Below are 22,609 nucleotides of genomic sequence, written 5' to 3'. Positions count from 1 at the left end.
TCTCCGCGCGGGCCGATGGTCTGGTCGGGCCGCGAGACGCGGCCCGAAGATCACTTCTTGTCGGTGTTGGCCTTCTTGAGGGCCGCGCCGAGGATGTCGCCGAGCGAGGCGCCGGAATCGGCGGAGCCGTACTGGGCCATCGCCTCCTTCTCCTCGGCCATTTCCAGAGCCTTGATCGAGACCTGGATCTTGCGGGCCTTCTTGTCGAAGAGGATGACCCGGGCATCGACCTTCTCGCCGGCCGCGAAGCGCTCGGGGCGCTGCTCGGCACGTTCACGCGCGATTTCGGCGCGCTTGATGAAGGTCGACATGTCCGTGCCGGCGATCTTGACGTCGAGACCGCCTTCCTTGACCTCGACGATCTCGCAGGTCACGACCTGGCCCTTCTTGAACTCGCCGGCATCCACGAAGGGATCGCCGCCGAGTTGCTTCAGGCCGAGCGAGATGCGCTCCTTCTCGACGTCGACATCGAGGACGACCGCCTGGAGCATGTCGCCCTTCTTGTACTCCTCGATCACCTGCTCGCCCGGACGGTTCCAGTCCAGGTCCGACAGATGGATCATGCCGTCGATATCGCCTTCCAGGCCGAGGAACAGGCCGAACTCGGTCTTGTTCTTGACCTCGCCCTCGACCACTGCACCCGACGGATGCTGCTCGGCGAAGACCTCCCAGGGATTGCGGAGGGTCTGCTTGAGGCCGAGCGAGATGCGGCGCTTGACCTGGTCGACCTCGAGGATCGCGACGTCGACTTCCTGCGAGGTCGAGACGATCTTGCCGGGGTGGACGTTCTTCTTGGTCCAGGACATCTCGGAGACGTGGATGAGGCCTTCGATGCCCGGCTCCACTTCGACGAACGCGCCGTAGTCCGTGATGTTGGTGACGCGGCCCTTGAGGCGCGCACCGACCGGGTAACGCGCCGCGATGCCATCCCACGGATCGGCAAGCAGCTGCTTGATGCCGAGCGAGATGCGGTGCGTCTCCTGGTTGATCTTGATGATCTTGACCTTGACCGACTGGCCGATGGTCACGACCTCGGACGGATGGTTGACGCGACGCCAGGCCATGTCGGTGACATGGAGCAGGCCGTCAATGCCGCCGAGATCGACGAACGCACCGTATTCGGTGATGTTCTTGACCACGCCGTCGATGACCTGGCCCTCTTCGAGCGAGGCGACGAGCTCGGAACGAGCTTCGGCGCGGGTCTCTTCGAGGACGGTACGGCGCGAGACGACGATGTTGCCGCGGCGGCGATCCATCTTGAGGATCTCGAAGGGCTGCGGCTGGCCCATCAGGGGGCCGACATCGCGGATCGGGCGGATATCCACCTGCGAACGCGGCAGGAAGGCGACGGCGCCGTCGAGATCGACGGTGTAGCCACCCTTCACCGTGTTGAAGATGTTGCCCATGACCTTCTCGCGGGCCTCGAACGCCTTTTCGAGCTTGACCCAGCTCTCCTCGCGGCGAGCCTTGTCACGCGAGATGACGGCCTCGCCGAGCGCGTTCTCGATCCGCTCGAGATAGACCTCGACCTCGTCGCCGACATTGAGTTCCTGCTCCCGGCCGGGGCCGGTGAATTCCTTGAGCGCGACGCGCCCTTCCGTCTTCAGGCCGACATCGATGATCGCCATATCTTTCTCGATGGCGACGACCTTGCCCTTGATGACGGTGCCTTCGAGGGCCTCGTTCTTGCCGAACGATTCCTCGAGCAGGGCGGCGAAATCCTCGCGGCCCGAATGATAGCTCTCAACAGCTGACATGCATTCTCCTGAGCGCCGGTCGCGTATCCCGCGAAAGCCGGCAAGCGCCGATTGGGTTGGTGTTGCATCCCGGACCGATCCACGCGGCGCTCCGTTTCCGGAGCTTGCCGTCCCTCCGGACGGCGGCGCCAGGCCACAAGGGCCGATCCGCATCCTGAAACGCCGCGCCAAGCAGAAAACGGGAGCCGGCCGTGACGCCGCCCCCGGCTGTGATCGATCACGGCCCTTCGGACGAGGCGGATGTAGTCGATCCGCGGGGTTGCGGCAAGAGCGGCGGCGAGAGCGGCAGGGAAATCCCGCTCGACACAGGGTCGGGAGGCGGCTCGCCACGTCCCGCGACCCGGCAGGAAGCAACCCATCCGGGTCCATGGGGTTCCTTGCCGCAACGTCACTTCCGTGGCAGAAAGCCGATCTGAGGTCTCGGCGCCCGGGCCGCCCTCGACTCCCGCACTGCCGACGCCTGTCGCGAATACCGCTCTGAGATCATCGCTCGTCGTGATCGGCCGCGCCCAGCCGGGCGCCAGACAAGGAGCCATCGCCGATGCACACTTCCATCAACGGCCTTGCCGTTCTCTGCACGACCCTGCTCGCGGCAACCGCGGTCGCTCAGACCAACAGCGCGCCGCCCCGGGAAAGGATCCAGCGCGGCGAATATCTCGCCGCCATCATGGATTGCGCCGGCTGCCACACGCCGGGCGCCTTCGTCGGCAAGCCCGACAAGGCGCGCAGATTCGCCGGTTCCGAAGTCGGCTTCCGGATCCCTGGGCTTGGCACCTTCTACCCGCCGAACCTGACGCCCGACCCCGCCACCGGCCTCGGCAAATGGAGCGAGCAGGACATCGTCAAAGCCGTTCGCACCGGAGTCAGGCCCGATGGACGGATGCTCGCTCCGGCAATGCCCTATGAGAGCTATGGCAAGCTGACCGACGCCGACGCGCTGGCTCTGGCAAGCTATTTCAAGAGCCTGAAACCGGTGAGCCACGCAGTCCCTGCGCTGACCGGCGCCGACGAGAAGCCGAGCGCGCCCTATCTCAGCGTCGTCGGACCGTAACGCGGCGCGCGAGCGGCCTCCCCGCCCCTCGCGGGGCGCCGGCCCCTCATGCACCGCGCCGGACTTGCGAGGGGACATCGCGTCGCCGATCTCCAGAGCGGAATGCCGGCTGCGCCGGCGCGATCAAGGGATCAGCCGCATGCTTCCCCTCTCCGTCCTCGACCTCGCCTTCGTCACCGAAGGCGCGACGCCTGCCGACGCGCTGCACAACAGCCGCGCGCTCGCCCGCCATGCCGAGAAACTCGGCTACACCCGCTTCTGGCTGGCCGAGCACCACAACATGACCGGCATCGCCAGCGCCGCGACCTCGGTCGCGATCGGCTATGTCGCCGAAGGCACGGCGACGATCCGCGTCGGCGCCGGCGGCATCATGCTGCCGAACCATTCGCCGCTGGTGATCGCCGAGCAGTTCGGCACGCTGGAAGCGCTCTATCCCGGCCGCATCGACCTCGGCCTCGGCCGCGCGCCCGGCACCGACCAGCGCACCTGGCGGGCGCTGCGCCGCGAAGCCGACTCGGCCGAACGCTTCCCGCAGGACGTGCTCGAATTGCAGGCGCTGCTCGGCCCGCTCCAGCCCGACCAGGTCATCCAGGCGGTCCCGGGCACCGGTTCGAACGTGCCGCTCTGGATCCTCGGCTCGAGCCTGTTCGGCTCGCAGCTGGCGGCCATGCTCGGCCTGCCTTACGCCTTCGCCTCGCATTTCTCGCCCGACGCGCTGATGGACGCGCTTGCCGTCTATCGCGAGCGCTTCCAGCCCTCGGCCCAGCTCGCCAGGCCGCACGCCATGGTCGGCGTCAACGTCGTCGCCGCCGAGACCGACGCCGAGGCGCAGCGCCTGTTCACCTCGGTGCAGCAGCGCTTCGCCGACATGCTGCGCGGCCGGCGCGGCCTCTTGCCGAAGCCGATCGACGACATCGAGAGCTACTGGTCCGGCCCCGAAAAGGCGCAGGCCCAGCGCATGCTCGCCTGCTCCTTCGTCGGCTCGCGCGCCACCGTGCAGGAGCAGTTGCAGGCCTTCATCGAGAAGACGCAGGCCGACGAACTGATCGTCGCCTCGGCGATCTACGACCACGCGGCACGCCTGCGCTCCTATGAGATCTTGGCCGAGCTCCAGCCGGCGCTCGGCCGGACGCACGCCCCAACTGAGACTGCCGGGGCGCTGTAGACCGAGATTAGAGCCTGCCGATTCTTTCGCGGAACCGCTTCGTCATCCCGGACAAGCCGCAAAGCGGCGCAGCTCCGGGATCCATCGTAAGGCTCTGGTGCTCTACGATGGATCCCGGGACAAGCCCGGGATGACGGCGCGGTTGCGAGAGAATGCAGCGCGCACCAGCAGACGAATCCGCCTCTAAGCCGGGCAAAGGCTCGCCTGCAAAGGCGGGCGAACGCTTCCCCAACGTCGCCCTTCATGCGAGGCTGCGGCAGTTTCGCCTGCGCCAGAGGAGAACGCCATGGGTTGGGCCGTCCTGGGATTGATCGTTGCCGTCGTGATCTACCTGATCATGACCTATAACGGGCTGGTCGCGATGCGGCAGCGCGTCAACCAGGCCTTCGCCGACATCGACGTGCAGCTGAAGCAGCGCCATGACCTGATCCCCAACCTGGTCGAGACGGTGAAGGGCTATGCCAGCCACGAGAAGGAAACCTTCGACGCCGTCATCAAGGCCCGCAACCAGGCGCAGGCGGCAAGCGGACCGCACGACCAGGCGGTGGCCGAACAGCAGCTGACCGGCGCCGTCGGCCGGCTGCTGGCGCTGGGCGAGGCCTATCCCGACCTTAAGGCGAGCGCGAACTTCCAGCAGCTCCAGCAGGATCTCGGCAATGTCGAGGACAAGCTGGCGGCGGCGCGGCGCTTCTTCAACAATGCGGTCAGCGAGTTCAACGCCGCGATCCAGGCTTTCCCGGCAGTGTTCTTCGCGCCGCAGATGGGCTTCACCCAGCGCGAATTCTTCGATGTCGGCGAAGAGACGCGGGCGCAGATCGAAGTCGCGCCGAGCGTGAAGTTCTAGGGCGTCTCAGGGCGCAGGAGCGGAGCTGCGGCGATGCCGGGGGAAGCCTTCGGGCTCTACACCCATCAGCGCAACAACCGGATCAGGTCGATCGCCCTGATCATCGGGCTCTTCCTGCTGGTCTATCTGACGGTCTGGGGGCTGATCCTGGTCGGCTACGGCTATTCCGGCGTGCCGCGCGGGCGCACGGTTTCCAGCGCGGCCGGGCAGTTGTTCTGGTCCTGGCTGCCCTTCCTCACGCTCGGCACCGCCGCCTGGGTGCTGATCGGCTTCAAGATCAATGTCGGGCTGATCGAAGCGGTTTCGGGCGCCAAGGGCATAGCGCGCGAGGAGAACCCCAAGCTCTACCGGATGCTGGAGAATCTCTGCATCTCGCGCGGCATGACGACGCCGAAGCTCGCCATCATCGAGAACGACGCGCTCAACGCCTTCGCCAGCGGCGTCAACGACAAGCAGTTCACCGTCACCCTGACGACGGGGCTGATCGAACAGCTCAACGATGCCGAGCTCGAGGCGGTGATCGCCCATGAGCTGACCCATATCCGCAATGGCGACGTCCGGCTGATGGTGATCGCCGTCGTCATCGCCGGCATCATCTCCTTCGTCGGCGAGGTGATGTTCCGCAGCATGGGCCGGGTGCGGATCTCATCGAGCGGCGACGACAAGAAGGGCAGCGCCGTCGCCATCGTCATCGGCGTCGCCGTCATCGCCATCGCCTGGCTGCTCGCGGTGCTGATCCGGCTCTCGCTGTCGCGCTCGCGCGAATATCTCGCCGATGCGGGCGCGGTCGAACTGACCAAGAATCCGGATGCGATGATCTCGGCCCTGCTCAAGATCTCCGGCCGGGCCGATATCGACGGCGTGCCGTCCGGCGTGATGGACATGTGCTTCGAGAACGACCCGGACGACTTCGCCGATCTGTTCTCGACCCATCCTTCCGTGACCAAGCGCGTCCAGGCGCTGGTGCAGACCGCCGGCGGGCGGGTGCCGCAGGCGCCGCTCGGACCACCGAAGATGGCCGAGCGCCAGCCCCTGCCGGAGATGGTCGAGACCTCGGCCTCGCATGGGCCGTGGTCACGACCGGCGCCGCCTGCGGGCAGCTAGCGCCCATCGCTTTCACATGGAAACGCGCCGTCATTCCGGCCGAAGCAAAGCTGAGCGCCGGAATCCATCGAAGGGCGTTGTGCTCTATGCTGGATTCCGGAGCTGCGCCGCTATCGCGGCTTGTCCGGAATGACGTGTGTTTCCATGTGAAAGCGCAGACTTCAGCGGCCGTCCCGCGCCCAGTCGAGCGCTTCCTCGAGCCGGTCGTCACCCCAGAACAGCTCGCCATCGCCGGTGACGAAGGTCGGTGCGCCGAAGATGCCGAGCGATTTGGCGAGCTCGGTCTCGGCCTTGAGGCGGCCCTTGACCTCCTCGCTGCGCGAAAGCGGAAAGGCGGCCGACGCATCGGCCCCGGCCGCGCGCAGGGCGGCCGTCAGCACCGCCTCCTCGGCGATGTTGCGCCCTTCGCAGAACTGCGACCGGAACAGCGCCTTCGAGAAGGCCGGCATCCAGCCCGCCTCGCGGCCGGCGAGCGCCAGCCTGGCGGCGATCAGCGAGTTCTGCGGGAAGATCTCGGGCCGGACGATGGCCAGCCCGGCGCGGCCGGCGCGGCGCGCGACGTCGCGCCACATATAGCGGCCCTTGCTGGGGTAGAGGTTGAAGGGCGAGCTGGTCCAGCCCTGGGCGGCGAAGATCGGCGCGAGCAGGAAGGGGCGCCAGCGCAGCTCGACCCCGGCAGCTTCCGCAGCCGCTTCGATCCGCAACGCAGTCAGGCAGGAATAGGTCGAGGCGAATTCATACCAGAAATCCAGAACAGGACGTTTCGTCATCGGCCCCCCCGGCGGCACGGAGTCGGTGTCCCGCCACATCCATCAAGAACTGAGAGGCATGCCCGCCAAGCGGCATGCCGGCTCCCGGGCTCCGGGCCGCCATGGTGGCGATCCATCACCGGAAGACGCCGCATCGATCAGAAGGTTCCGATTGCGTCGCCCGTAGCCCTGCGATAGTGCGCCCTTACGTCCGAAATACGGCCGTCGGAGCCGTATCCTTCTCCCAGGCATGAGCCAGCCTCATGCAGCCGCTGCAGGAAGATCAACCTATGGCCGACAAGCGCGTGAACAAGGTCGTGCTCGCCTATTCCGGAGGGCTCGACACCTCGATCATCCTGAAATGGCTGCAGACAACCTATGATTGCGAGGTCGTCACCTTCACCGCCGATCTCGGCCAGGGCGAGGAGCTCGGCCCGGCCCGCGACAAGGCGCTGCTGCTCGGCATCAAGCCCGAGAACATCTTCATCGAGGATCTGCGCGAGGAATTCGTCCGCGACTACGTCTTCCCGATGTTCCGGGCGAACGCCGCCTATGAGGGCGTCTATCTGCTCGGCACCTCGATCGCCCGGCCGCTGATCGGCCAGAAGCTGATCGAGATCGCCGAAAAGGTCGGTGCGGACGCGATCTCGCATGGCGCGACCGGCAAGGGCAACGACCAGGTCCGCTTCGAGCTGACCGCTTATGCCCTCAAGCCCGACGTGCATGTGATCGCGCCCTGGCGCGAATGGGATTTGCGCTCGCGCGAGCAGCTGATCGCCTTCGCCGAGCAGCATCAGATCCCGATCGCCAAGGACAAGCGCGGCGAGGCGCCGTTCTCGGTCGACGCCAACCTGCTGCACGCCTCCTCGGAGGGCAAGGTGCTGGAAGACCCGGCGCAGGAAGTGCCGGACTATGTCTATTCGCGCACGATCTCGCCGGAGGAGGCCCCCGACAAGCCGACCGTGATCTCGGTCGATTTCGAGAAGGGCGACGCGGTCGCGATCGACGGCGAAAAGCTCTCGCCGGCGACGCTGCTGGCCAGGCTCAACGAACTCGGCCGCGACAACGGCATCGGCCGGCTCGACCTGGTCGAGAACCGCTTCGTCGGCATGAAGAGCCGCGGCATGTACGAGACGCCCGGCGGCACGATCCTGCTGGCGGCGCACCGTGCCATCGAGTCGATCACGCTCGACCGCGGCGCGGCACATCTCAAGGACCAGCTCATGCCGCAATATGCCGAGCTGATCTATAACGGCTTCTGGTTCTCGCCGGAGCGCGAGATGCTGCAGGCGCTGATCGACAAGAGCCAGGAATTCGTGGCCGGCCAGGTCCGCCTCAAGCTCTATAAGGGCGGCGTCCACGTCATCGGCCGTTCCAGCCCCTATTCGCTCTACGACCAGGATCTCGTCACCTTCGAGGAAGGCGCCGTCGCCTATGACCACCGCGACGCGGCCGGCTTCATCAAGCTGAACGCGCTGCGCCTGCGCACGCTCGGCCAGCGCAAGAAGAAGCTCGGGCTGTAAGGGGCCATCCGCCACCGTCATTGCGAGGAGGCGAAGCCGACAAAGCAACCCGGGGGAAACTCGGGCGAGCCCCTGGATTGCTTCGCTTACACTCGCAGTGACGGCCAGCGTCAAAGGCACGGATTGCTCAAAGCCGGACGGCTTCGGCTCCGACCTCGTCCGCGGCGGACTTCCTCAGGCCGATCACCTCCAACTCGGTGACGACTGCGACCGCCGCCGCCTGCGCCAGGACGAAGGCGATGCCGAGCCCGCTCGGCTGGAACCAGCCCGCGACGAGGATCAGGACGCTGTCGGCGATCCAGAGGATGTTGATGCCGATCACCGCGTAGACCGCCAGCCGCGGCAGCCGCACCCTGCTGGCGAGAAAGGCGAGCAGTGCCGCGCAGGGCAACAGCACGAGGCCGGCACCGCGCAGGAACTCAGGCGGGAAGCCGAGCAGGCCGGCGAGCGCGCCGGCGCCGAGGCTGAGCAGCAGGCCGGTGGCGGCGCAGGCGGCGGCGTCGAGGACAAGGGCGTTGCGCAGGAAGCGCGAGGGCTGGATGAAGGTCATGGCTCGTTCTCCGGTTTGGCCGCCGTTTCCTCCGGGGCCGTTGCTGATGGAGGCCATGCTGACGACAAGCCGGGCGGTGGTCGATTAAGTGCGAGGTAATTGGAAGCCGGCCCGGCCGGCGCTAGCTTGCCGGCCATGAACCAGCACCAGCAGCCCACTGTCGGGCATCTCATCCGCGACTGGCGCCAGCTCCGCCGGCTCAGCCAGCTCGATCTCGCGCTCGAGGCGGAGATCTCGCAGAAGCATCTCAGCTTCATCGAAAGCGGCCGCTCGGCGCCGAGCCGGGACATGGTCCTGCATCTCGCCGAGAATCTCGGCGTGCCCCTGCGCGAGCGCAATGCGCTCCTGCTCGCCGCCGGCTATGCGCCGGTCTATCTCGAACGCTCGCTGGAGGATCCGGGCCTGCAGGCGGCGCGCAGCGCGATCGACCTGCTGCTGAAGGGCCACGAGCCCTATCCGGCGCTGGCGGTCGACCGGCATTGGACCCTGCTCGCCGCCAACGCCGCCGTGGCGCCCCTACTGGCGTCAGTCACGGAAGCCGAACTGCTGCGGCCGCCCGTCAACGTGCTCAGGCTCAGCCTGCATCCGGGCGGGCTCGCGCCGGCGATCCTCAACCTTTCCGAATGGCGCGGCCATCTGATCGCCCGCCTGCGCCAACAGATCCGCGCCACGGCCGATCCGCTGCTGGCCGAACTGCTGACGGAGCTGCTGGGCTATCCGACGCCGGCCACGCCGCCGCGCAAGGGCAAGGCGAGCGAGGAGAGCGAGCCGCCCGTGGTGGTGCCGCTGCAGCTGCGCTTCGGCGAACATGTGCTTTCGCTGATCTCGGCGACGACGGTGTTCGGCACGCCGGTCGATGTCACGCTCTCGGAACTGGCGCTCGAAACCTTCTTCCCGGCCGATCAGGCGACGGCAGCGGCGCTGCGGACTATGGCCGAGGCGTAGAACGCATCATGCTCGGGCCTGCCCTGGGCATTCTCGGGAAGGACGAGCTTTTCTTCCTGCGAAAGATTCTCGGATCTGCGCTCCACTCCGCCCGAGAATCACGATGCCCCGGAGGAACCTTCTCCCGGCCCGGCGGTTCATTCGACATCGCCGCTGCGGCGGCACGAGATCGAGTGAGGAAACGACCCATGGGCAGCACCGCCGACAAGATCAAGGGCATGGCCAACGAGGCCACCGGCAACGTCAAGCAGGCCGCCGGCCGGGCGATGGACAAGCCCGAGCTGGAAGCCGAGGGCTTCGCGCAGGAGCGCAAGGGCGAGGCCCAGCAGGCCGTCGGCAAGACCAAGGACGCGGTCAAGAAAGTGATCGACAAGGCCTGACCCAAGGTCAAGTCCCGATCAAAAAAAGGCGGGTCGTCCGAAAGGGCGGCCCGCCTTTTTCATGTCTCATGGCCGGGACGCACAAGCCGACATTGCGAGCGAAGCGAAGCAATCCAGGGGCCGTCGCGCGAGCCTTCCTGGATTGCTTCGCTTCGCTCGCAATGTCGGTGAGCGTTCAGGCCGCGCCGCCGAGCCCGCCCAGGAAATCCTTGACCCGGCCGAAGAAGCCGGCGCTCTCGGGATGGGTCGCGCCCGAGCTCTCGCGCTCGAATTCGAGCAGGAGCTCGCGCTGGCGCGCGGTCAGCTTCTGCGGGGTCTCGACCAGCACCTGGATGTAGAGATCGCCGGCTTCGCGCGAGCGCAGCACGCTCATGCCCTTGCTCTTGAGGCGGAACTGCTTGCCGGTCTGGGTGCCTTCCGGGATCTTCACCCTCGCCTTCTCGCCGTTCAGCGTCGGCACCTCGATCTCGCCGCCAAGGGCGGCCGAGGTCAGCCCGATCGGGACGCGGCAGAACAGGTCGGCGCCGTCGCGCTGGAAGATGGCGTGCGGCTTGATCGAGAGAAAGATGTAGAGATCGCCAGCCGGGCCGCCGCGCAGGCCGGCCTCGCCCTCGCCGGCGAGGCGGATGCGGGTACCGTCCTCGACGCCGGCCGGAATGTTGACCGAGAGCGTGCGCTCGCGCGTGACGCGGCCGGCGCCATGGCAGCCATTGCAGGGGTCGTCGATGATCTCGCCGCGGCCGCCGCAGGTCGGGCAGGTACGCTCGACCGAGAAGAAGCCCTGATTGGCGCGGACCCGGCCATGGCCGCCGCAGGTCGGGCATGGCCGCGACTTCGAACCGGTCTTGGCGCCGGTGCCGGAGCAGATTTCGCAGACCACCGAGGTCGGCACGCGGATGGTCGCGTTCTTGCCGGCATAGGCCTCTTCCAGCCCGATCTCGAGATTATAGCGCAGATCAGCGCCGCGCTCGCGGGTATTGGCGCCGCGCGGGCCGCGGCCACGGCCGTCGCCGAAGAAGGATTCGAAGATGTCCGACATGAAGTCGGACATGTCGGCCGGGCCACCGCCGCCACCCTGCTCGAAGGCCTGGTGGCCATAGCGGTCATAGGCCCCGCGCTTCTGGCCGTCGGACAGGACCTGGTAGGCCTCGTTCAATTCCTTGAACTTGGTCTCGGCCGCCTTGTCGCCGGGGTGCCGGTCGGGATGGCACTGCATGGCGAGCTTGCGGAAGGCGCTCTTCAGATCCGCGTCGCTCGCGGTCTTCTGCACACCCAGGATTTCGTAGTAGTCGCGCTTGGACATCAAACAGCCGCCCTTGCGCCCTCCTGCGCATCACGGCGCAGCCAGGCGAGCTTTTCCTTCAGGGGCCATTCCCCGAACGCAATGGCCGGGTCAAGCCCGGCCACCACGTCCCATCGAACGGCGAACGCGTTCAGGCACTTTTCTTCTTGTCGCCCTTGTCGTCGCTGACATCCTTGAAGTCGGCGTCGATGACGTCGTCCTTCTTGGCATCGGCCTCGTCTTCGGCGGCGCCCTCGGGGGCTCCGTCCTCCGCCTGGTTGGCGGCATACATCGCCTCGCCAAGCTTCATCGAGGCCTGCATCAGATCGGTGGTGCGCGAAGCGATCGCCTCGGGATCCTCGCCGGCCAGCGCCGTCTTCAGCGCGTCGAGCGCGGTCTCGATCGCGGTCTTGTCGGCGGCCGAGACCTTGTCGCCATAATCCTTCAGCGACTTCTCGGTCGAGTGCACGAGGCTCTCGCCCTGGTTCTTGGCCTCGACCAGCTCGCGGCGCTTCTTGTCCTCGGCGGCGTTGGATTCGGCGTCCTTGACCATCTTCTGGATCTCGGACTCGGAGAGACCGCCGGAAGCCTGGATGCGGATCTGCTGCTCCTTGCTCGTCGCCTTGTCCTTGGCCGTCACCGAGACGATGCCGTTGGCGTCGATGTCGAAGGTGACCTCGATCTGCGGCATGCCGCGGGGGGACGGCGGGATGCCCATCAGGTCGAACTGGCCGAGCATCTTGTTGTCGGCCGCCATTTCGCGCTCGCCCTGGAAGACCCGGATCGTCACCGCCTGCTGGTTATCCTCGGCGGTGGAGAAGACCTGGCTCTTCTTGGTCGGGATCGTGGTGTTGCGGTCGATCAGGCGGGTGAAGACACCGCCCAGCGTCTCGATGCCGAGCGAGAGCGGGGTGACGTCGAGCAGCAGCACGTCCTTGACGTCGCCCTGCAGCACGCCGGCCTGGACCGCGGCGCCGATGGCGACGACCTCGTCCGGGTTGACGCCCTTGTGCGGCTCCTTGCCGAAGAACTGCTTCACCACTTCCTGGACCTTGGGCATGCGCGTCATGCCGCCGACCAGGACGACCTCGTCGATGTCACCGGCGGTGAGGCCGGCATCCTTGAGGGCCTTGCGGCAGGGCTCGATGGTGCGCTGGATCAGATCCTCGACCAGGCTCTCGAACTTGGCGCGCGAGAGCTTGATGGCGAGGTGCTTCGGACCCGAGGCGTCGGCCGTGATGTAGGGCAGGTTGATCTCGGTCTGGGCCGTGGTCGAGAGCTCGATCTTGGCCTTCTCGGCCGCCTCCTTCAGGCGCTGGAGAGCGAGCTTGTCCTTCTTCAGGTCGATGCCCTGCTCGCGCTTGAACTCCTCCGCCAAGTACTCGACCAGGCGCATGTCGAAGTCCTCGCCGCCGAGGAAGGTATCGCCATTGGTCGACTTCACCTCGAAGACGCCGTCGCCGATCTCGAGGATCGAGACGTCGAAGGTGCCGCCGCCGAGATCATAGACCGCGATCGTGCCGGTCGACTTCTTGTCGAGGCCATAGGCCAGCGCCGCCGCCGTCGGCTCGTTGATGATGCGCAGCACCTCGAGGCCGGCGATGCGGCCGGCGTCCTTGGTGGCCTGGCGCTGGGCGTCGTTGAAATAGGCCGGCACGGTGATGACCGCCTGGGTGACCGGCTGGCCGAGATAGGCCTCCGCGGTCTCCTTCATCTTGGTCAGCGTGAAGGCGGAGATCTGCGAGGGCGAGTAGTCGGTGCCGTCGGCCTCGACCCAAGCATCGCCCGAAGGCGCCTTCTTGATCTTGTAGGGGACGAGATCGATGTCCTTCTTGGTCATCGGATCGTCGAAGGTGCGCCCGATCAGGCGCTTGATGGCGAAGAAGGTGCGCTCCGGATTGGTGACGGCCTGGCGCTTGGCCGGCTGGCCGACCAGACGCTCGCCGTCATCCGTGATGGCGACGATGGAAGGCGTGGTGCGCGCACCCTCCGAATTCTCGATGACCTTAGGCGTCGAGCCTTCCATCACTGCAACGCAGGAATTGGTCGTGCCGAGGTCGATACCGATGACTTTACCCATGGAAGGGATCCCTTTCGATTTAGCAGATCGCCGGAACACCGCGCCGTGACGCGGCCCTCCGGCCCATGGTCCCGGCTCGTCCCCACCTTCTGCGGCGAACGAATGCGGGATATCCACGTCTGGCGGGCGCTTCCAAGCTGGGGCGCATGCCCCAACCCAGTCACGATCCGCCGGTTCAACAAAGCGAACCGGGAAGCCGCCAAGACCTTGGGAGCCATGGCATTCCGGTTCCGGCAGTGGCAAAAACCACCGCTTCGCGGCGTATATAGGGAGGGTGCCGCCCCCCTTGCAAGGCGCGAAGCCGGATTAAGAAGCAAGTCCCCACCGGGCCTTGCACAGTATTCGGGGCTCCGCATGATTAACGCATGGTGTTGCTCCTGCGCCCTTGCGCGCCCGGCCGGGCCATTCCATTCAGAAAGACCGTTCACCGCCGAAAGAAGAAGCCGCCGTGACGCCGCTCTGCCGCCCTGCCGCAAGCCGCCTCGCCGCCATCGGCGCCGCGCTGGCCTGGCTCGGCTGCGCAGCCGCGGCACAACCGCTGCAACTGCCCGGTGCACAGCCCTTCAACCTGCCCGGCGCGCCGCAGGCGGCCCCGCCCTCCGCCGCCCCGGCGGCGCCGCGGCCGCGCACCATGCCGGCAATCAGGATCCCGAGCGAGGACTCGATCCTCGGCAGGACGCTGCGCCGCCATGGCAGCACCGGCGAGGCCACGCTGGAGAAGACGGCGACCGGCTTTGGGCTGAAGCTCCGGGCGGAAGGCTTCCAGGCCCAGAACCTGACCGAGCCCTGCGCGATCTCCTTCGGCGAGACGCCCGTGCCGCTGACCGCGCTCGGCAAGCCGGCCGGGCTGCCGCGCTACAGGCTGGAGGCCTCCGCCTGCCCGATCGTGTTCGACGTGCTGGAAGGCGCCTTCCTCGTGGTCGAGCCGAGCGAGCCCTGCGTCATCGAGGCCGCTGCCTGCCGGATCGACCCGCGCGGTGTCTGGGGGCCGGACGCCCGCACCCTGGCAGCGCGGGCGAAGGAGACCGAGAGCGAGCGCGGCCGGGCCGAGAGCGCCGTGCGCGAAGGCTACCGGGCGTTGTCGGCCAAGGCCGAGCTGCCGGAGCAGCGCAGCATCGCCCGCGAGCAGGCCGCGTTTTCTTCAGAGCGCGCCCAGATCTGCCGCGACTTCCGGAGCGAGGGCAGCCACGGCTTCTGCGGCGCCCGCATCACCGAGGCCCGCGCCGCCTCGATCCGCGCCAGGCTCGGCCTGCCCGACCCGAAGCCCGAGACGGCGCGCCCGGCCCGGCCGGCGACGGCAAGGCCGGCGCCCCCCGCGGCGACGCCCGCTCCGGCGACACAATAGGTCATCATTCCGAGATGAGGCGCCGTTCCTGGCTCAGCCCTGCGGGCTGCCCCGGAAAGACGGCGTGGATCCGCGCATGGTCGAAGCGGATCGCCCGGGGCCGACCCTCAGGCGGCCTGGCCGCCGGCGGCCGCGACCTGTCCGGCCTCCCAGCCGAGGATGGCACGCTTGCGCGTCAGCCCCCAGTGATAGCCGGTGAGCGCCCCCGACTTGCCGATGACGCGATGGCAGGGAACGACGAAGGAGATCGGGTTCTTGCCGACCGCGGCGCCGACGGCACGCGCTGCCGAGGGCTTGCCGATCTGGCCTGCGACATCGCCATAGGTCGTGGCGCAGCCGACGGGGATGCGCAGCAGCGTCTCCCAGACCCGGACCTCGAAATCGGTGCCGATCAGCACGACGCGCAGCGGCGTCTGCGGCGACCAGCTCGCCGGCTCGAAGATGCGGCTGGCATAGGGCCTCGTCGCCTGCGGGTCGAAGCGGTAGTCGGCATGCGGCCAGCGCCGCATCATGTCGGCCAGCGCCTCGGCCCGGCCGCCGACGACCTTGCCGCCGTCGAGGCTGGTCGAGACCCAGCCGAGCCCGGCAAGCCCGCGTTCGGTCACCACGATCAGCGCCTCCCCGAAGGGCGAGGCGTGGAAGCCATAGGACAGCCGCAGGCCCTCGCCACCGGTCTTCCATTCGCCCGGCGACATCGCCTCATGGCTGACGAAGAGATCGTGCAGCCGGCCCGGGCCGGAGAGCCCGACCTCGTAGCTGGTGTCGAGGATACTGGCGGAAGACGCCAGCAGGCCCTTGGCGTTGTCGAGCGTGATCGCCTGCAGGAAGGCTTTCGGCGTCAGCCCGCACCAGCGCCGGAAGAGGTGGTGGACGTCGGTCGGCGTGGCGCCGGCGGCTTCCGCGATCGCCTCGATCGTCGGCTGCTCGCGCCAGTTATGGGTGATGTAGGAAAGGATGCGCCGCACCGTATCGTAGTCGGAACCCGGCGCCGCCGCCGGGAAGTCGGCCTCGGCGGGCATCGCCTCGGCAGCGCGGGCGAGCACGGCATTGGAGAAACGGGTCGGCGTCATCGCGCTCTTGAAGCTCATCGGGGCACTCATCGTCCTGTCCTCGCGATCTGTTCTCATGCTCGCGAAGTTAGGGATCGGAGCATGCCTATCCCACCCGAAAGCTGGCAAGACCCGGCGGGACGACTTGTCGCGACGACCACAACCGCACGTTGAGGGTGCGCGTTGACATATCCTTCTGTTTGAACGAGCGTTGAAGCTCGTCCGGAGGGTTGGCCCGATGTCATTTCGCTCGCTGATGGTGCTTTTCGCTGCCTCCATTGCCCTGTTGGCGAACAGTAGCGGGAATGCTCAGCCTACCGACTCGCAGGCGCGCGGGACCAAGCTCATAGTATTCGTGCATGGCATTCATAACAGCGGCGGGGCGAAACCAGCAGATGCTTGGGCGAGGACGCCCGGCGGACCCAACTGGCCCTCGATCTTGGCCAAGGATCCTGTTTTCAGCGGAGTTTTCAAGGTATACATACATCAATACAAAACAGATCGATACAATGATAATTTCGATATAGGGTCCTTATCGTTGGAAATGATTCAATCAATAAAATTCAATAATGATATTAGTAAATTCTCGGATATATATATAATTGCTCATAGCATGGGTGGCGTTATCTCTCGTCAAGCCATGATCGATGATCGCATTCTGAGATTCAAGACCAAAGCGCTATTTCTATTTGCAACCCCGATGAACGGCAGCAGGCTAGCAGCGATCGGGAGAGCGACCGGCCTTGGCAGGATACAAACAATGCAGCTCGGGCAATCAAGAGACGACCCCGACGCAATCTTCAATCGGATCAAGCGCGAATGGTTCCAGAAGGTAATCACGATACCATCTTATTGTGCCTATGAAACGGAAAAAACAAAAGTATGGTGGCGATTTACTGATAAAATTGTACCGCGGGACAGTGTCGAACCACTCTGCAGTCATGATGTCAGACCGGTGAGAGGAAGCCACACCGAGATCGTCCAGCCTATCGGAGAAATTGGAAACGGCATTTCATTTGAGGCCCATAATCTATTGAAGGAATGGTTCCAGAGCATGCTTCCTGAATTCAAGGAAGCGGCAGCCGCGGACGAAGCTAATTCTCGTATCGTTATTGCGAACTGTAACGGAAATTTTGCTTACCGAGGGCCGTATGGGAGAGCACATACCGAGATAAGCCGGGTGCTCCATGCACGTGGTATTCATAACACCAGATACTCAACTCCACTTTCTCAGGTTTGGATTGATAATAATTCGCTCGCAGAAATTTATAAGGCCTCAGAGCCCACACATGTCGTCATTCATTTCTCCTGTTTCGAGAATCAAGGAGATAACAATGCGCGGAAACGAGCCAATAGGGACGCCTCTTTCTTTGGCTTCCTGCGCTCTTTCTCAAACTCAAAGACCCGCTTTGTCGTTTACTCACGAGCGTTTGATCGACCGGGAGGTTGCGCCTATTTCAACGACGCCATGAAGCGCGTCGGACTCAGAGAAGCTTATGCAGGTCGTATATCGCTCGTCGGCTATGGAAAAGACGAGATACCCGGCGACGGCGGCCAAGGTGACGCACAATTGCTCTGGGCTCTAGATGCTTCCGCGGAAGGCCGGCCTAATCTGCCACGTGAATGCTTTGCCTTTCGCTCGTAGGCTCGTTCGTCAGACGGGCGACAAGAAGCGCTGCAGCTTTGCGCGCGTCAGGCGCTGGTTGTTGCGATGCCACTCGTCACTGGTGGCGAAGACCGCCGAACTCTCGTCCCAGCCGCTGCAGCTATAGTCCGACTGCTCGGAGAAGAAGGCGACAAATGCCTCCTTCGACCGCCATTCAGCGATCGTCTCGCCGGGGAAATGGCCGTCCAGGATGTCGCAGAGCTTGATGCCGGCTTCGGTGCGGATCAGGCCGTGGCCGCAGAAGTCGCGATGGAACTCGTGGATCAGCCCCTTGCCGACGGGATGCTCCATGATGGGATCCCAGACCTCTCCGGCCAGCACCGGCCCGAACAGGGCGTGGTCGAGCCTGTCGCGCAGGACGAGGGCATAGGCGCGCACCCTCGCCTCACCGTCATTCGCTTGCGCTGCAAGCGCCGCGCCGGGCTTGCGCAGCGTCGCGCGCAAGGCTGCAGCGAGCACGAGCACGATCAGAGCCAGCGCGATCAGTGGGATGATCGTCGCGGCCATGCTTCAGGCGGGTTCGAAAGCGGGCCCGCGCCGGGCTTCGGCCAGCGCCGCACCGAGCGCCTGCGCGAAACCTTCGCGCTCCTGCGGCGACAGCGCCGAAGCGACCACGACCCTGCTGCCGCGGGAGACCAGATCCAGGCGCATCAGCCCGTAATCCTCGTCATGCTCGCGCTCCAGCTTCGTCCACACCGGGTTGGAGCGCCAGATGGCCTCCTTGCCGCGATGCGAGACCTGGCGCAGCATGACCTCGAGCGGCGTCACCACGATGCGCTCGAAAGCGCGCGCGGCGTTGAAATTGACCTTGAAGGCGATGAACAGCGCCAGGATGTCGAGGCCGAAGAAGCCCGCGACGGGCCAGGCGCCGAGCAGGACGAAGGGCACCGAGGCGACGATGCTGGAAAGACAGACCAGCGTCATCACGAGGCGAAACCCGTCGGCACCGAGCGAACGATGCGGCGTGATGGTCGCGTCGAAGACCGGCCGCTCCACCGCGGCGCCGGAGGTCGCGGCTGCGCTCTCGGGATCGGGCTTGCTCAGGCTCATCCCGGTACTATAACGCCGCGATGAGCCAGCCGAACAGAGGCAAAGCGCGCGCCCCCGCGCGCAACCACCTCGCCTCCCCCAAGCCCCGCAGCGCCGCCGAGATCCGCGAGATCTTCACGCGTTTCCGCACGGCGCGGCCGGAGCCGAAGGGCGAGCTCGACTATGTCAACGCCTTCACCCTGCTGGTCGCCGTGGTGCTCTCGGCGCAGGCGACCGATGTCGGCGTCAACAAGGCGACGCGGCGCCTGTTCGAGCTCGCCGACACGCCGGAGAAGATGCTGGCGCTCGGCGAGGAGCAGGTGCGCGAGCTCGTCAAGACCATCGGGCTCTATCGCAACAAGGCGAAGAACGTCATCGCCCTGAGCGAGAAGCTGATCGCCGAGTTCGGCAGCGCGGTGCCGATGTCGCGCGAGGCGCTGGAGAGCCTGCCCGGGGTCGGGCGCAAGACGGCGAATGTCGTGCTCAACATCGCCTTCGGCGAGATCACCCATGCGGTCGACACCCATGTCTTCCGCGTCGCCAACCGCCTGCGCATCGCGCCGGGCAGGAATGTGCTGCAGGTCGAGCTCGGGCTGGAGAAGGCGGTACCGGCCGAGTTCGGCCGGCATGCCCATCACTGGCTGATCCTGCACGGGCGCTACACCTGCAAGGCGCTGCGGCCGGCCTGCGAAGCTTGCGTCGTCGCCGATCTCTGCGATTCGCCCGACAAGCGGATCGCCTGAGAGCTGGCGCGAATTCTGCTCGCTCTGCCGATTCCGGCCGAGCGGAAAGCGCCCTAGCCGAAGACCCACAGGCCCGCGAGACCGGCCGAGCCAACGACGATCCGCCACCAGGCGAAGGGCGTGAAGCCGCGCTTCGAGACGAAATCGAGGAAGGACCGGACCACGATCAGCGCCGAGATGAAGGCGGTGACGAAGCCGACCCCGATCAGAAGCGTGTCGCCGGAGGTCAGCACCTTGTAGTTCTTCATCAAATCATAGGTGAAGGCGCCGGCCATGGTCGGCATGGCGAGGAAGAAGGAGAACTCCGCCGCGGCGCGCTTGTCGGCACCGAGCAGCATGGCGCCGACGATGGTCGAGCCCGAACGCGAGACGCCGGGGATCATCGCCAGGCACTGGATCAGGCCGATCTTGAAATACATCGGCAGCGGGAAGGCGGTGGCGTCGTGATGCTTCACCTCGAGCTCCATCTCGTCGATGACGAGGAGCACTAGCCCGCCGGCGATCAGCGAGCAGCAGACCAGCACGGGGTTGAACAGCACGCCCTTGATGAAGCCATGGGCCAGCGCGCCGATCAGCGCCGCCGGCAGGAAGGCGACGAGCACGCCGATGACGAAGCGCCGGGCAGAAGGATCGCTGCGCAGGCGCAGGACGATGTCGAGCAGGCGGCGGAAATAGACCAGCAGGATCGCCAGGATGGCGCCGAGCTGGACCAGGATCTCGAAGGACTTGCCCTTGGATTCGAAGCCGAGGAAATGCCCGAGCAGCAGGAGATGGCCGGTCGAGGAGACCGGCAGGAACTCGGTCAGCCCTTCGACCACGCCGAGCACGGCGGCCACCAACAGGTCACTCATCGGAAAGTCCTTCTCGGCCGGCGAACGCGGCGCAAACATGCGGCGCGACGGGCGTTAATGCTATGGCGCAGGCTCTTTGCGAATTGGTTACCAGTTCACGAAGGAAAGGCGCCGATTTCGCCGCTTCCCGGGCTTCCGGGTTGTGAGGTCCTGCGGGCGAGCCTATACGGGCTGGCCTTCGCAAAAGCCCGCGACCGTGCTTCAGGCCGCATTTCGAGCCCATTTTTCCTTTTCAAGCATTCGATGGCCACCCTTCATCATTATCCGCTCTGCCCGCATTCGCGTTTCGTCCGGCTGGTGCTGGGCGAATTCGGCCTCGACGCCGCCCTCGTCGAGGAGCGGGTCTGGGAGCGTCGCCGCGAGTTCCTCGAACTCAACCCGGCCGGCACGACGCCGGTGCTGCGCGAGGATAGCGGGCTCGCGGTGCCGGGACCGGGGCCGATCGCCGAATATCTCGACGAGACGCGCGGGCTGGCGCTCGGCGAGCGCCGCCTGCTGCCGGAGGGACCGGGCGAGCGCATCGAGGTGCGCCGGCTGCTCGACTGGTTCAACCTCAAATTCAACGAGGAGATCACCGCCCCGCTCGTGCTCGAGAAGGTGATGAAGCGCTTCATGGGCCGCGACGAGGGCGGCGGCCCGCCGGAGATGAGCGCGATCCGTGCGGCGCGCGGCAATGTCCGCTATCATCTGCGCTACATCGCCTGGTTGACGGCGAAGCGGAACTGGCTCGCGGGCGACAATCTGAGCTATGCCGATCTCGCCGCCGCGGCGCATCTCTCCTGCGTCGACTATCTCGGCGACGTGCCCTGGGAAGAGGACGAGGCCGCCCGCGCATGGTACGCCAGGATCAAGTCCAGACCGAGCTTCAGGCCGCTGCTCGGCGACCGGATTCCGGGCATGGCGCCGGCGGCGCATTACGACGACCTGGACTTCTGAGCGGCGAGAAGCTCAAGGCGGCCGTGCTGGCCCGCGCCGAAAGCGAGGGCTTCTCGGTCACGCGCGTCGCCTCGGTCGACTCGATCCCGCAGGCACCCGAACGGCTGGCCGGCTGGCTTCAGGCCGGCCATCACGGCGACATGACCTGGCTCACCGAGCGCACCGCCGAGCGTGCGGCGCCCGCGGCCCTGTGGCCGGCGGCGCGCACCGTCGTGATGCTCGGCATGAGCTATGCGCCGGAGGAGGATCCGCTGGCGGTGCTCGGCCAGCGCGACCGCGGCGCGATCTCGCTCTATGCCCGCCGGCGCGACTACCATGAGGTGATCAAGGGCAAGCTGAAGAGCGTCGCCGGGGTGCTGGCGGCGCGCGGCGAGGTCGAGGTCAAGGTCTTCGTCGATACCGCCCCGGTGATGGAAAAGCCGCTGGCGGAGGCCGCCGGGCTCGGCTGGCAGGGCAAGCACACCGTACTGGTTTCGCGCACGCACGGCGCCTGGCTCTTCCTCGGCGCGATCTACACCAGCGCCGAACTGCCGCCCGACGAGCCCGAGCGCGACCATTGCGGCTCGTGCACACGCTGCCTCGACATCTGCCCGACAAACGCCTTCCCGGCGCCCTACCAGCTCGATTCGCGCCGCTGCATCGCCTATCTGACCATCGAGCATCAGGGCCATATCGATGCCGAATTCCGCAAAGGCATCGGCAACCGCATCTTCGGCTGCGACGACTGCCTGGCGGTCTGCCCCTGGAACAAGTTCGCGCAGGCCGCGCAGGAGACGCGTCTCGCTCTGAAGGACGAGCTCGACGCCGTGTCGCTGCGCGAGCTCGCCGCCCTCGACGACGCCGCCTTCCGAAAACTCTTCGCGGGCACGCCGGTGAAGCGCACCGGCCGCGACCGCTTCGTCCGCAATGTGCTGATCGCCATCGGCAACAGCGGCGAGCCGGCCCTGGCGGCGAGCGCGGAAGCGCTGCTCGACGATGCCTCGCCGCTGGTGCGGGCGATGGCGGTCTGGGCGCTCGCCCGGCTTGCGCCCGAGCGGGCCGACGAACTCGCACCGGCCAGGCTCGTCCTGGAAGCCGATCCCGACGTCCGGGCCGAATGGGCCGGCCCTGCGACCAAGACACTGGAACCGGCATGAAGCTCCTCATCCTCGGCCTCGGCTATTCGGCCGGCTTCTTCGCGCGCGCCGCGCTGGCGAAAGGCTGGGAGGTCACCGGCACGGTGCGCTCGGCCGAGAAGGCCGCCGGCCTCAGCCGCGAAGGCATCCGCACGCTGGTCTTCGGGGGCTTTGCCGTGTCGCGGCCGCTGGCGGCTGCGGTAGCGGAGGCCGATGCCGTGCTGGTCTCGGTCCAGCCCGACGAGGAGGGCGATCCAGCGCTGCGGACGCTGGCCGACGGGCTCGCCGCGGCCCCTGGCCTAAAATGGATCGGCTATCTCTCGACCATCGGCGTCTATGGCGACCATGGCGGCGCCTGGATCGACGAGAGCGCCGAATGCCGGCCGACGAGCCGGCGCTCGAAACAGCGCCTGGAGATCGACCGGGACTGGCTCGCCTTCGGCGA

Annotated in this window: 22 protein-coding genes; 13 read left to right on the top strand and 9 right to left on the bottom strand. The window is 66.4% G+C overall.

Annotation, left to right across the window (positions count from 1 at the left end; genetic code table 11):
* Positions 1–50 precede the first annotated feature (50 nt).
* Complete coding sequence (gene rpsA / locus V6M56_RS01960; protein WP_332680890.1) at positions 51–1,757, bottom strand: 30S ribosomal protein S1; 1,707 nt, start codon at positions 1,755–1,757, stop codon at positions 51–53.
* A gap of 541 nt (positions 1,758–2,298) precedes the next feature.
* On the opposite strand from rpsA, the gene V6M56_RS01955 reads away from it, so the two are divergent.
* From V6M56_RS01955 to V6M56_RS01940, 4 genes are all read left to right on the top strand, one after another.
* Positions 2,299–2,808 carry a c-type cytochrome gene (locus tag V6M56_RS01955; protein WP_332680889.1) on the top strand — a complete coding sequence of 170 codons (510 nt, stop codon included), beginning with the start codon at positions 2,299–2,301 and terminating at the stop codon, positions 2,806–2,808.
* A 139-nt stretch (positions 2,809–2,947) separates the two neighbouring features.
* Positions 2,948–3,973, top strand: coding sequence for an LLM class flavin-dependent oxidoreductase (locus tag V6M56_RS01950; RefSeq protein ID WP_332680888.1), 1,026 nt, complete (start codon positions 2,948–2,950; stop codon positions 3,971–3,973).
* Positions 3,974–4,259: 286 nt separating this feature from the next.
* Positions 4,260–4,817, top strand: coding sequence for a LemA family protein (locus V6M56_RS01945; protein ID WP_332680887.1), 558 nt, complete (start codon positions 4,260–4,262; stop codon positions 4,815–4,817).
* 33 nt (positions 4,818–4,850) lie between these two features.
* The gene (locus V6M56_RS01940) at positions 4,851–5,921 is read left to right on the top strand and encodes a M48 family metallopeptidase (protein WP_332680886.1); all 1,071 of its coding nucleotides are present in this window, start codon (positions 4,851–4,853) and stop codon (positions 5,919–5,921) included.
* Between the two features lie 161 nt (positions 5,922–6,082).
* Here the strand turns inward: V6M56_RS01940 and V6M56_RS01935 are convergent, their stop codons facing one another.
* Positions 6,083–6,691 (bottom strand): 2-hydroxychromene-2-carboxylate isomerase, encoded by a 609-nt coding sequence (locus V6M56_RS01935; RefSeq protein ID WP_332680885.1) that lies wholly within the window; start codon positions 6,689–6,691, stop codon positions 6,083–6,085.
* A gap of 269 nt (positions 6,692–6,960) precedes the next feature.
* Between V6M56_RS01935 and V6M56_RS01930 the strand changes: the two genes are divergently transcribed.
* Positions 6,961–8,193 (top strand): argininosuccinate synthase, encoded by a 1,233-nt coding sequence (locus V6M56_RS01930; RefSeq protein WP_332680884.1) that lies wholly within the window; start codon positions 6,961–6,963, stop codon positions 8,191–8,193.
* A 127-nt stretch (positions 8,194–8,320) separates the two neighbouring features.
* On the opposite strand, the gene V6M56_RS01925 is transcribed toward V6M56_RS01930, so the two are convergent.
* Positions 8,321–8,743 (bottom strand): hypothetical protein, encoded by a 423-nt coding sequence (locus V6M56_RS01925; RefSeq protein WP_332680883.1) that lies wholly within the window; start codon positions 8,741–8,743, stop codon positions 8,321–8,323.
* A gap of 135 nt (positions 8,744–8,878) precedes the next feature.
* Between V6M56_RS01925 and V6M56_RS01920 the strand changes: the two genes are divergently transcribed.
* Both V6M56_RS01920 and V6M56_RS01915 read left to right on the top strand, forming a co-directional pair.
* Positions 8,879–9,688 carry a helix-turn-helix domain-containing protein gene (locus tag V6M56_RS01920; protein WP_332680882.1) on the top strand — a complete coding sequence of 270 codons (810 nt, stop codon included), beginning with the start codon at positions 8,879–8,881 and terminating at the stop codon, positions 9,686–9,688.
* Positions 9,689–9,876: 188 nt separating this feature from the next.
* Positions 9,877–10,068 (top strand): CsbD family protein, encoded by a 192-nt coding sequence (locus V6M56_RS01915; protein ID WP_332680881.1) that lies wholly within the window; start codon positions 9,877–9,879, stop codon positions 10,066–10,068.
* Positions 10,069–10,243: 175 nt separating this feature from the next.
* Here the strand turns inward: V6M56_RS01915 and dnaJ are convergent, their stop codons facing one another.
* Entirely contained in the window at positions 10,244–11,371 is a 1,128-nt protein-coding gene (gene dnaJ, locus V6M56_RS01910) for a molecular chaperone DnaJ (RefSeq protein ID WP_332680880.1), read from the bottom strand.
* A 130-nt stretch (positions 11,372–11,501) separates the two neighbouring features.
* On the bottom strand, positions 11,502–13,430 hold the full coding sequence (gene dnaK / locus V6M56_RS01905; protein WP_332680879.1) for a molecular chaperone DnaK: 1,929 nt from the start codon (positions 13,428–13,430) through the stop codon (positions 11,502–11,504).
* 448 nt (positions 13,431–13,878) lie between these two features.
* On the opposite strand from dnaK, the gene V6M56_RS01900 reads away from it, so the two are divergent.
* Positions 13,879–14,775 carry a hypothetical protein gene (locus V6M56_RS01900; RefSeq protein WP_332680878.1) on the top strand — a complete coding sequence of 299 codons (897 nt, stop codon included), beginning with the start codon at positions 13,879–13,881 and terminating at the stop codon, positions 14,773–14,775.
* A 107-nt stretch (positions 14,776–14,882) separates the two neighbouring features.
* Here V6M56_RS01900 and V6M56_RS01895 read toward each other — a convergent pair whose 3' ends face one another.
* Positions 14,883–15,794, bottom strand: a complete 912-nt coding sequence (locus V6M56_RS01895; RefSeq protein WP_332680939.1) for a methylated-DNA--[protein]-cysteine S-methyltransferase — start codon at positions 15,792–15,794, stop codon at positions 14,883–14,885.
* Positions 15,795–16,062: 268 nt separating this feature from the next.
* Here V6M56_RS01895 and V6M56_RS01890 point away from each other — a divergent pair, with 268 nt between their 5' ends.
* The gene (locus V6M56_RS01890) at positions 16,063–17,469 is read left to right on the top strand and encodes a PGAP1-like alpha/beta domain-containing protein (protein WP_332680877.1); all 1,407 of its coding nucleotides are present in this window, start codon (positions 16,063–16,065) and stop codon (positions 17,467–17,469) included.
* A 9-nt stretch (positions 17,470–17,478) separates the two neighbouring features.
* Here V6M56_RS01890 and V6M56_RS01885 read toward each other — a convergent pair whose 3' ends face one another.
* Both V6M56_RS01885 and V6M56_RS01880 read right to left on the bottom strand, forming a co-directional pair.
* A complete protein-coding gene (locus tag V6M56_RS01885; protein ID WP_332680876.1) occupies positions 17,479–17,997 on the bottom strand; it encodes a hypothetical protein in 519 nt (172 codons plus the stop codon).
* Between the two features lie 3 nt (positions 17,998–18,000).
* Complete coding sequence (locus V6M56_RS01880; RefSeq protein ID WP_332680875.1) at positions 18,001–18,540, bottom strand: DUF2244 domain-containing protein; 540 nt, start codon at positions 18,538–18,540, stop codon at positions 18,001–18,003.
* Between the two features lie 20 nt (positions 18,541–18,560).
* On the opposite strand from V6M56_RS01880, the gene nth reads away from it, so the two are divergent.
* On the top strand, positions 18,561–19,262 hold the full coding sequence (nth, locus tag V6M56_RS01875; protein WP_332680874.1) for an endonuclease III: 702 nt from the start codon (positions 18,561–18,563) through the stop codon (positions 19,260–19,262).
* A 53-nt stretch (positions 19,263–19,315) separates the two neighbouring features.
* Here the strand turns inward: nth and V6M56_RS01870 are convergent, their stop codons facing one another.
* Complete coding sequence (locus V6M56_RS01870; RefSeq protein WP_332680873.1) at positions 19,316–20,113, bottom strand: undecaprenyl-diphosphate phosphatase; 798 nt, start codon at positions 20,111–20,113, stop codon at positions 19,316–19,318.
* Between the two features lie 243 nt (positions 20,114–20,356).
* On the opposite strand from V6M56_RS01870, the gene V6M56_RS01865 reads away from it, so the two are divergent.
* The 3 genes from V6M56_RS01865 to V6M56_RS01855 all read left to right on the top strand — a co-directional run.
* Positions 20,357–21,049, top strand: coding sequence for a glutathione S-transferase family protein (locus V6M56_RS01865; protein ID WP_332680872.1), 693 nt, complete (start codon positions 20,357–20,359; stop codon positions 21,047–21,049).
* The gene (gene queG, locus V6M56_RS01860; protein WP_332680871.1) at positions 20,947–22,185 is read left to right on the top strand and encodes a tRNA epoxyqueuosine(34) reductase QueG; all 1,239 of its coding nucleotides are present in this window, start codon (positions 20,947–20,949) and stop codon (positions 22,183–22,185) included. Before V6M56_RS01865 ends, queG begins: the two co-directional genes overlap by 103 nt.
* A partial coding sequence (locus V6M56_RS01855; protein ID WP_332680870.1) for an NAD(P)H-binding protein occupies positions 22,182–22,609 on the top strand: 428 nt, incomplete at its 3' end. The genes queG and V6M56_RS01855, both read left to right, overlap by 4 nt.

It is taken from the genome of Allobosea sp. (assembly GCF_036675845.1).
In the GTDB taxonomy this organism is placed as follows: Bacteria; Pseudomonadota; Alphaproteobacteria; order Rhizobiales; family Beijerinckiaceae; genus Allobosea.
This window is presented reverse-complemented; position numbering and strand designations above follow the sequence as displayed.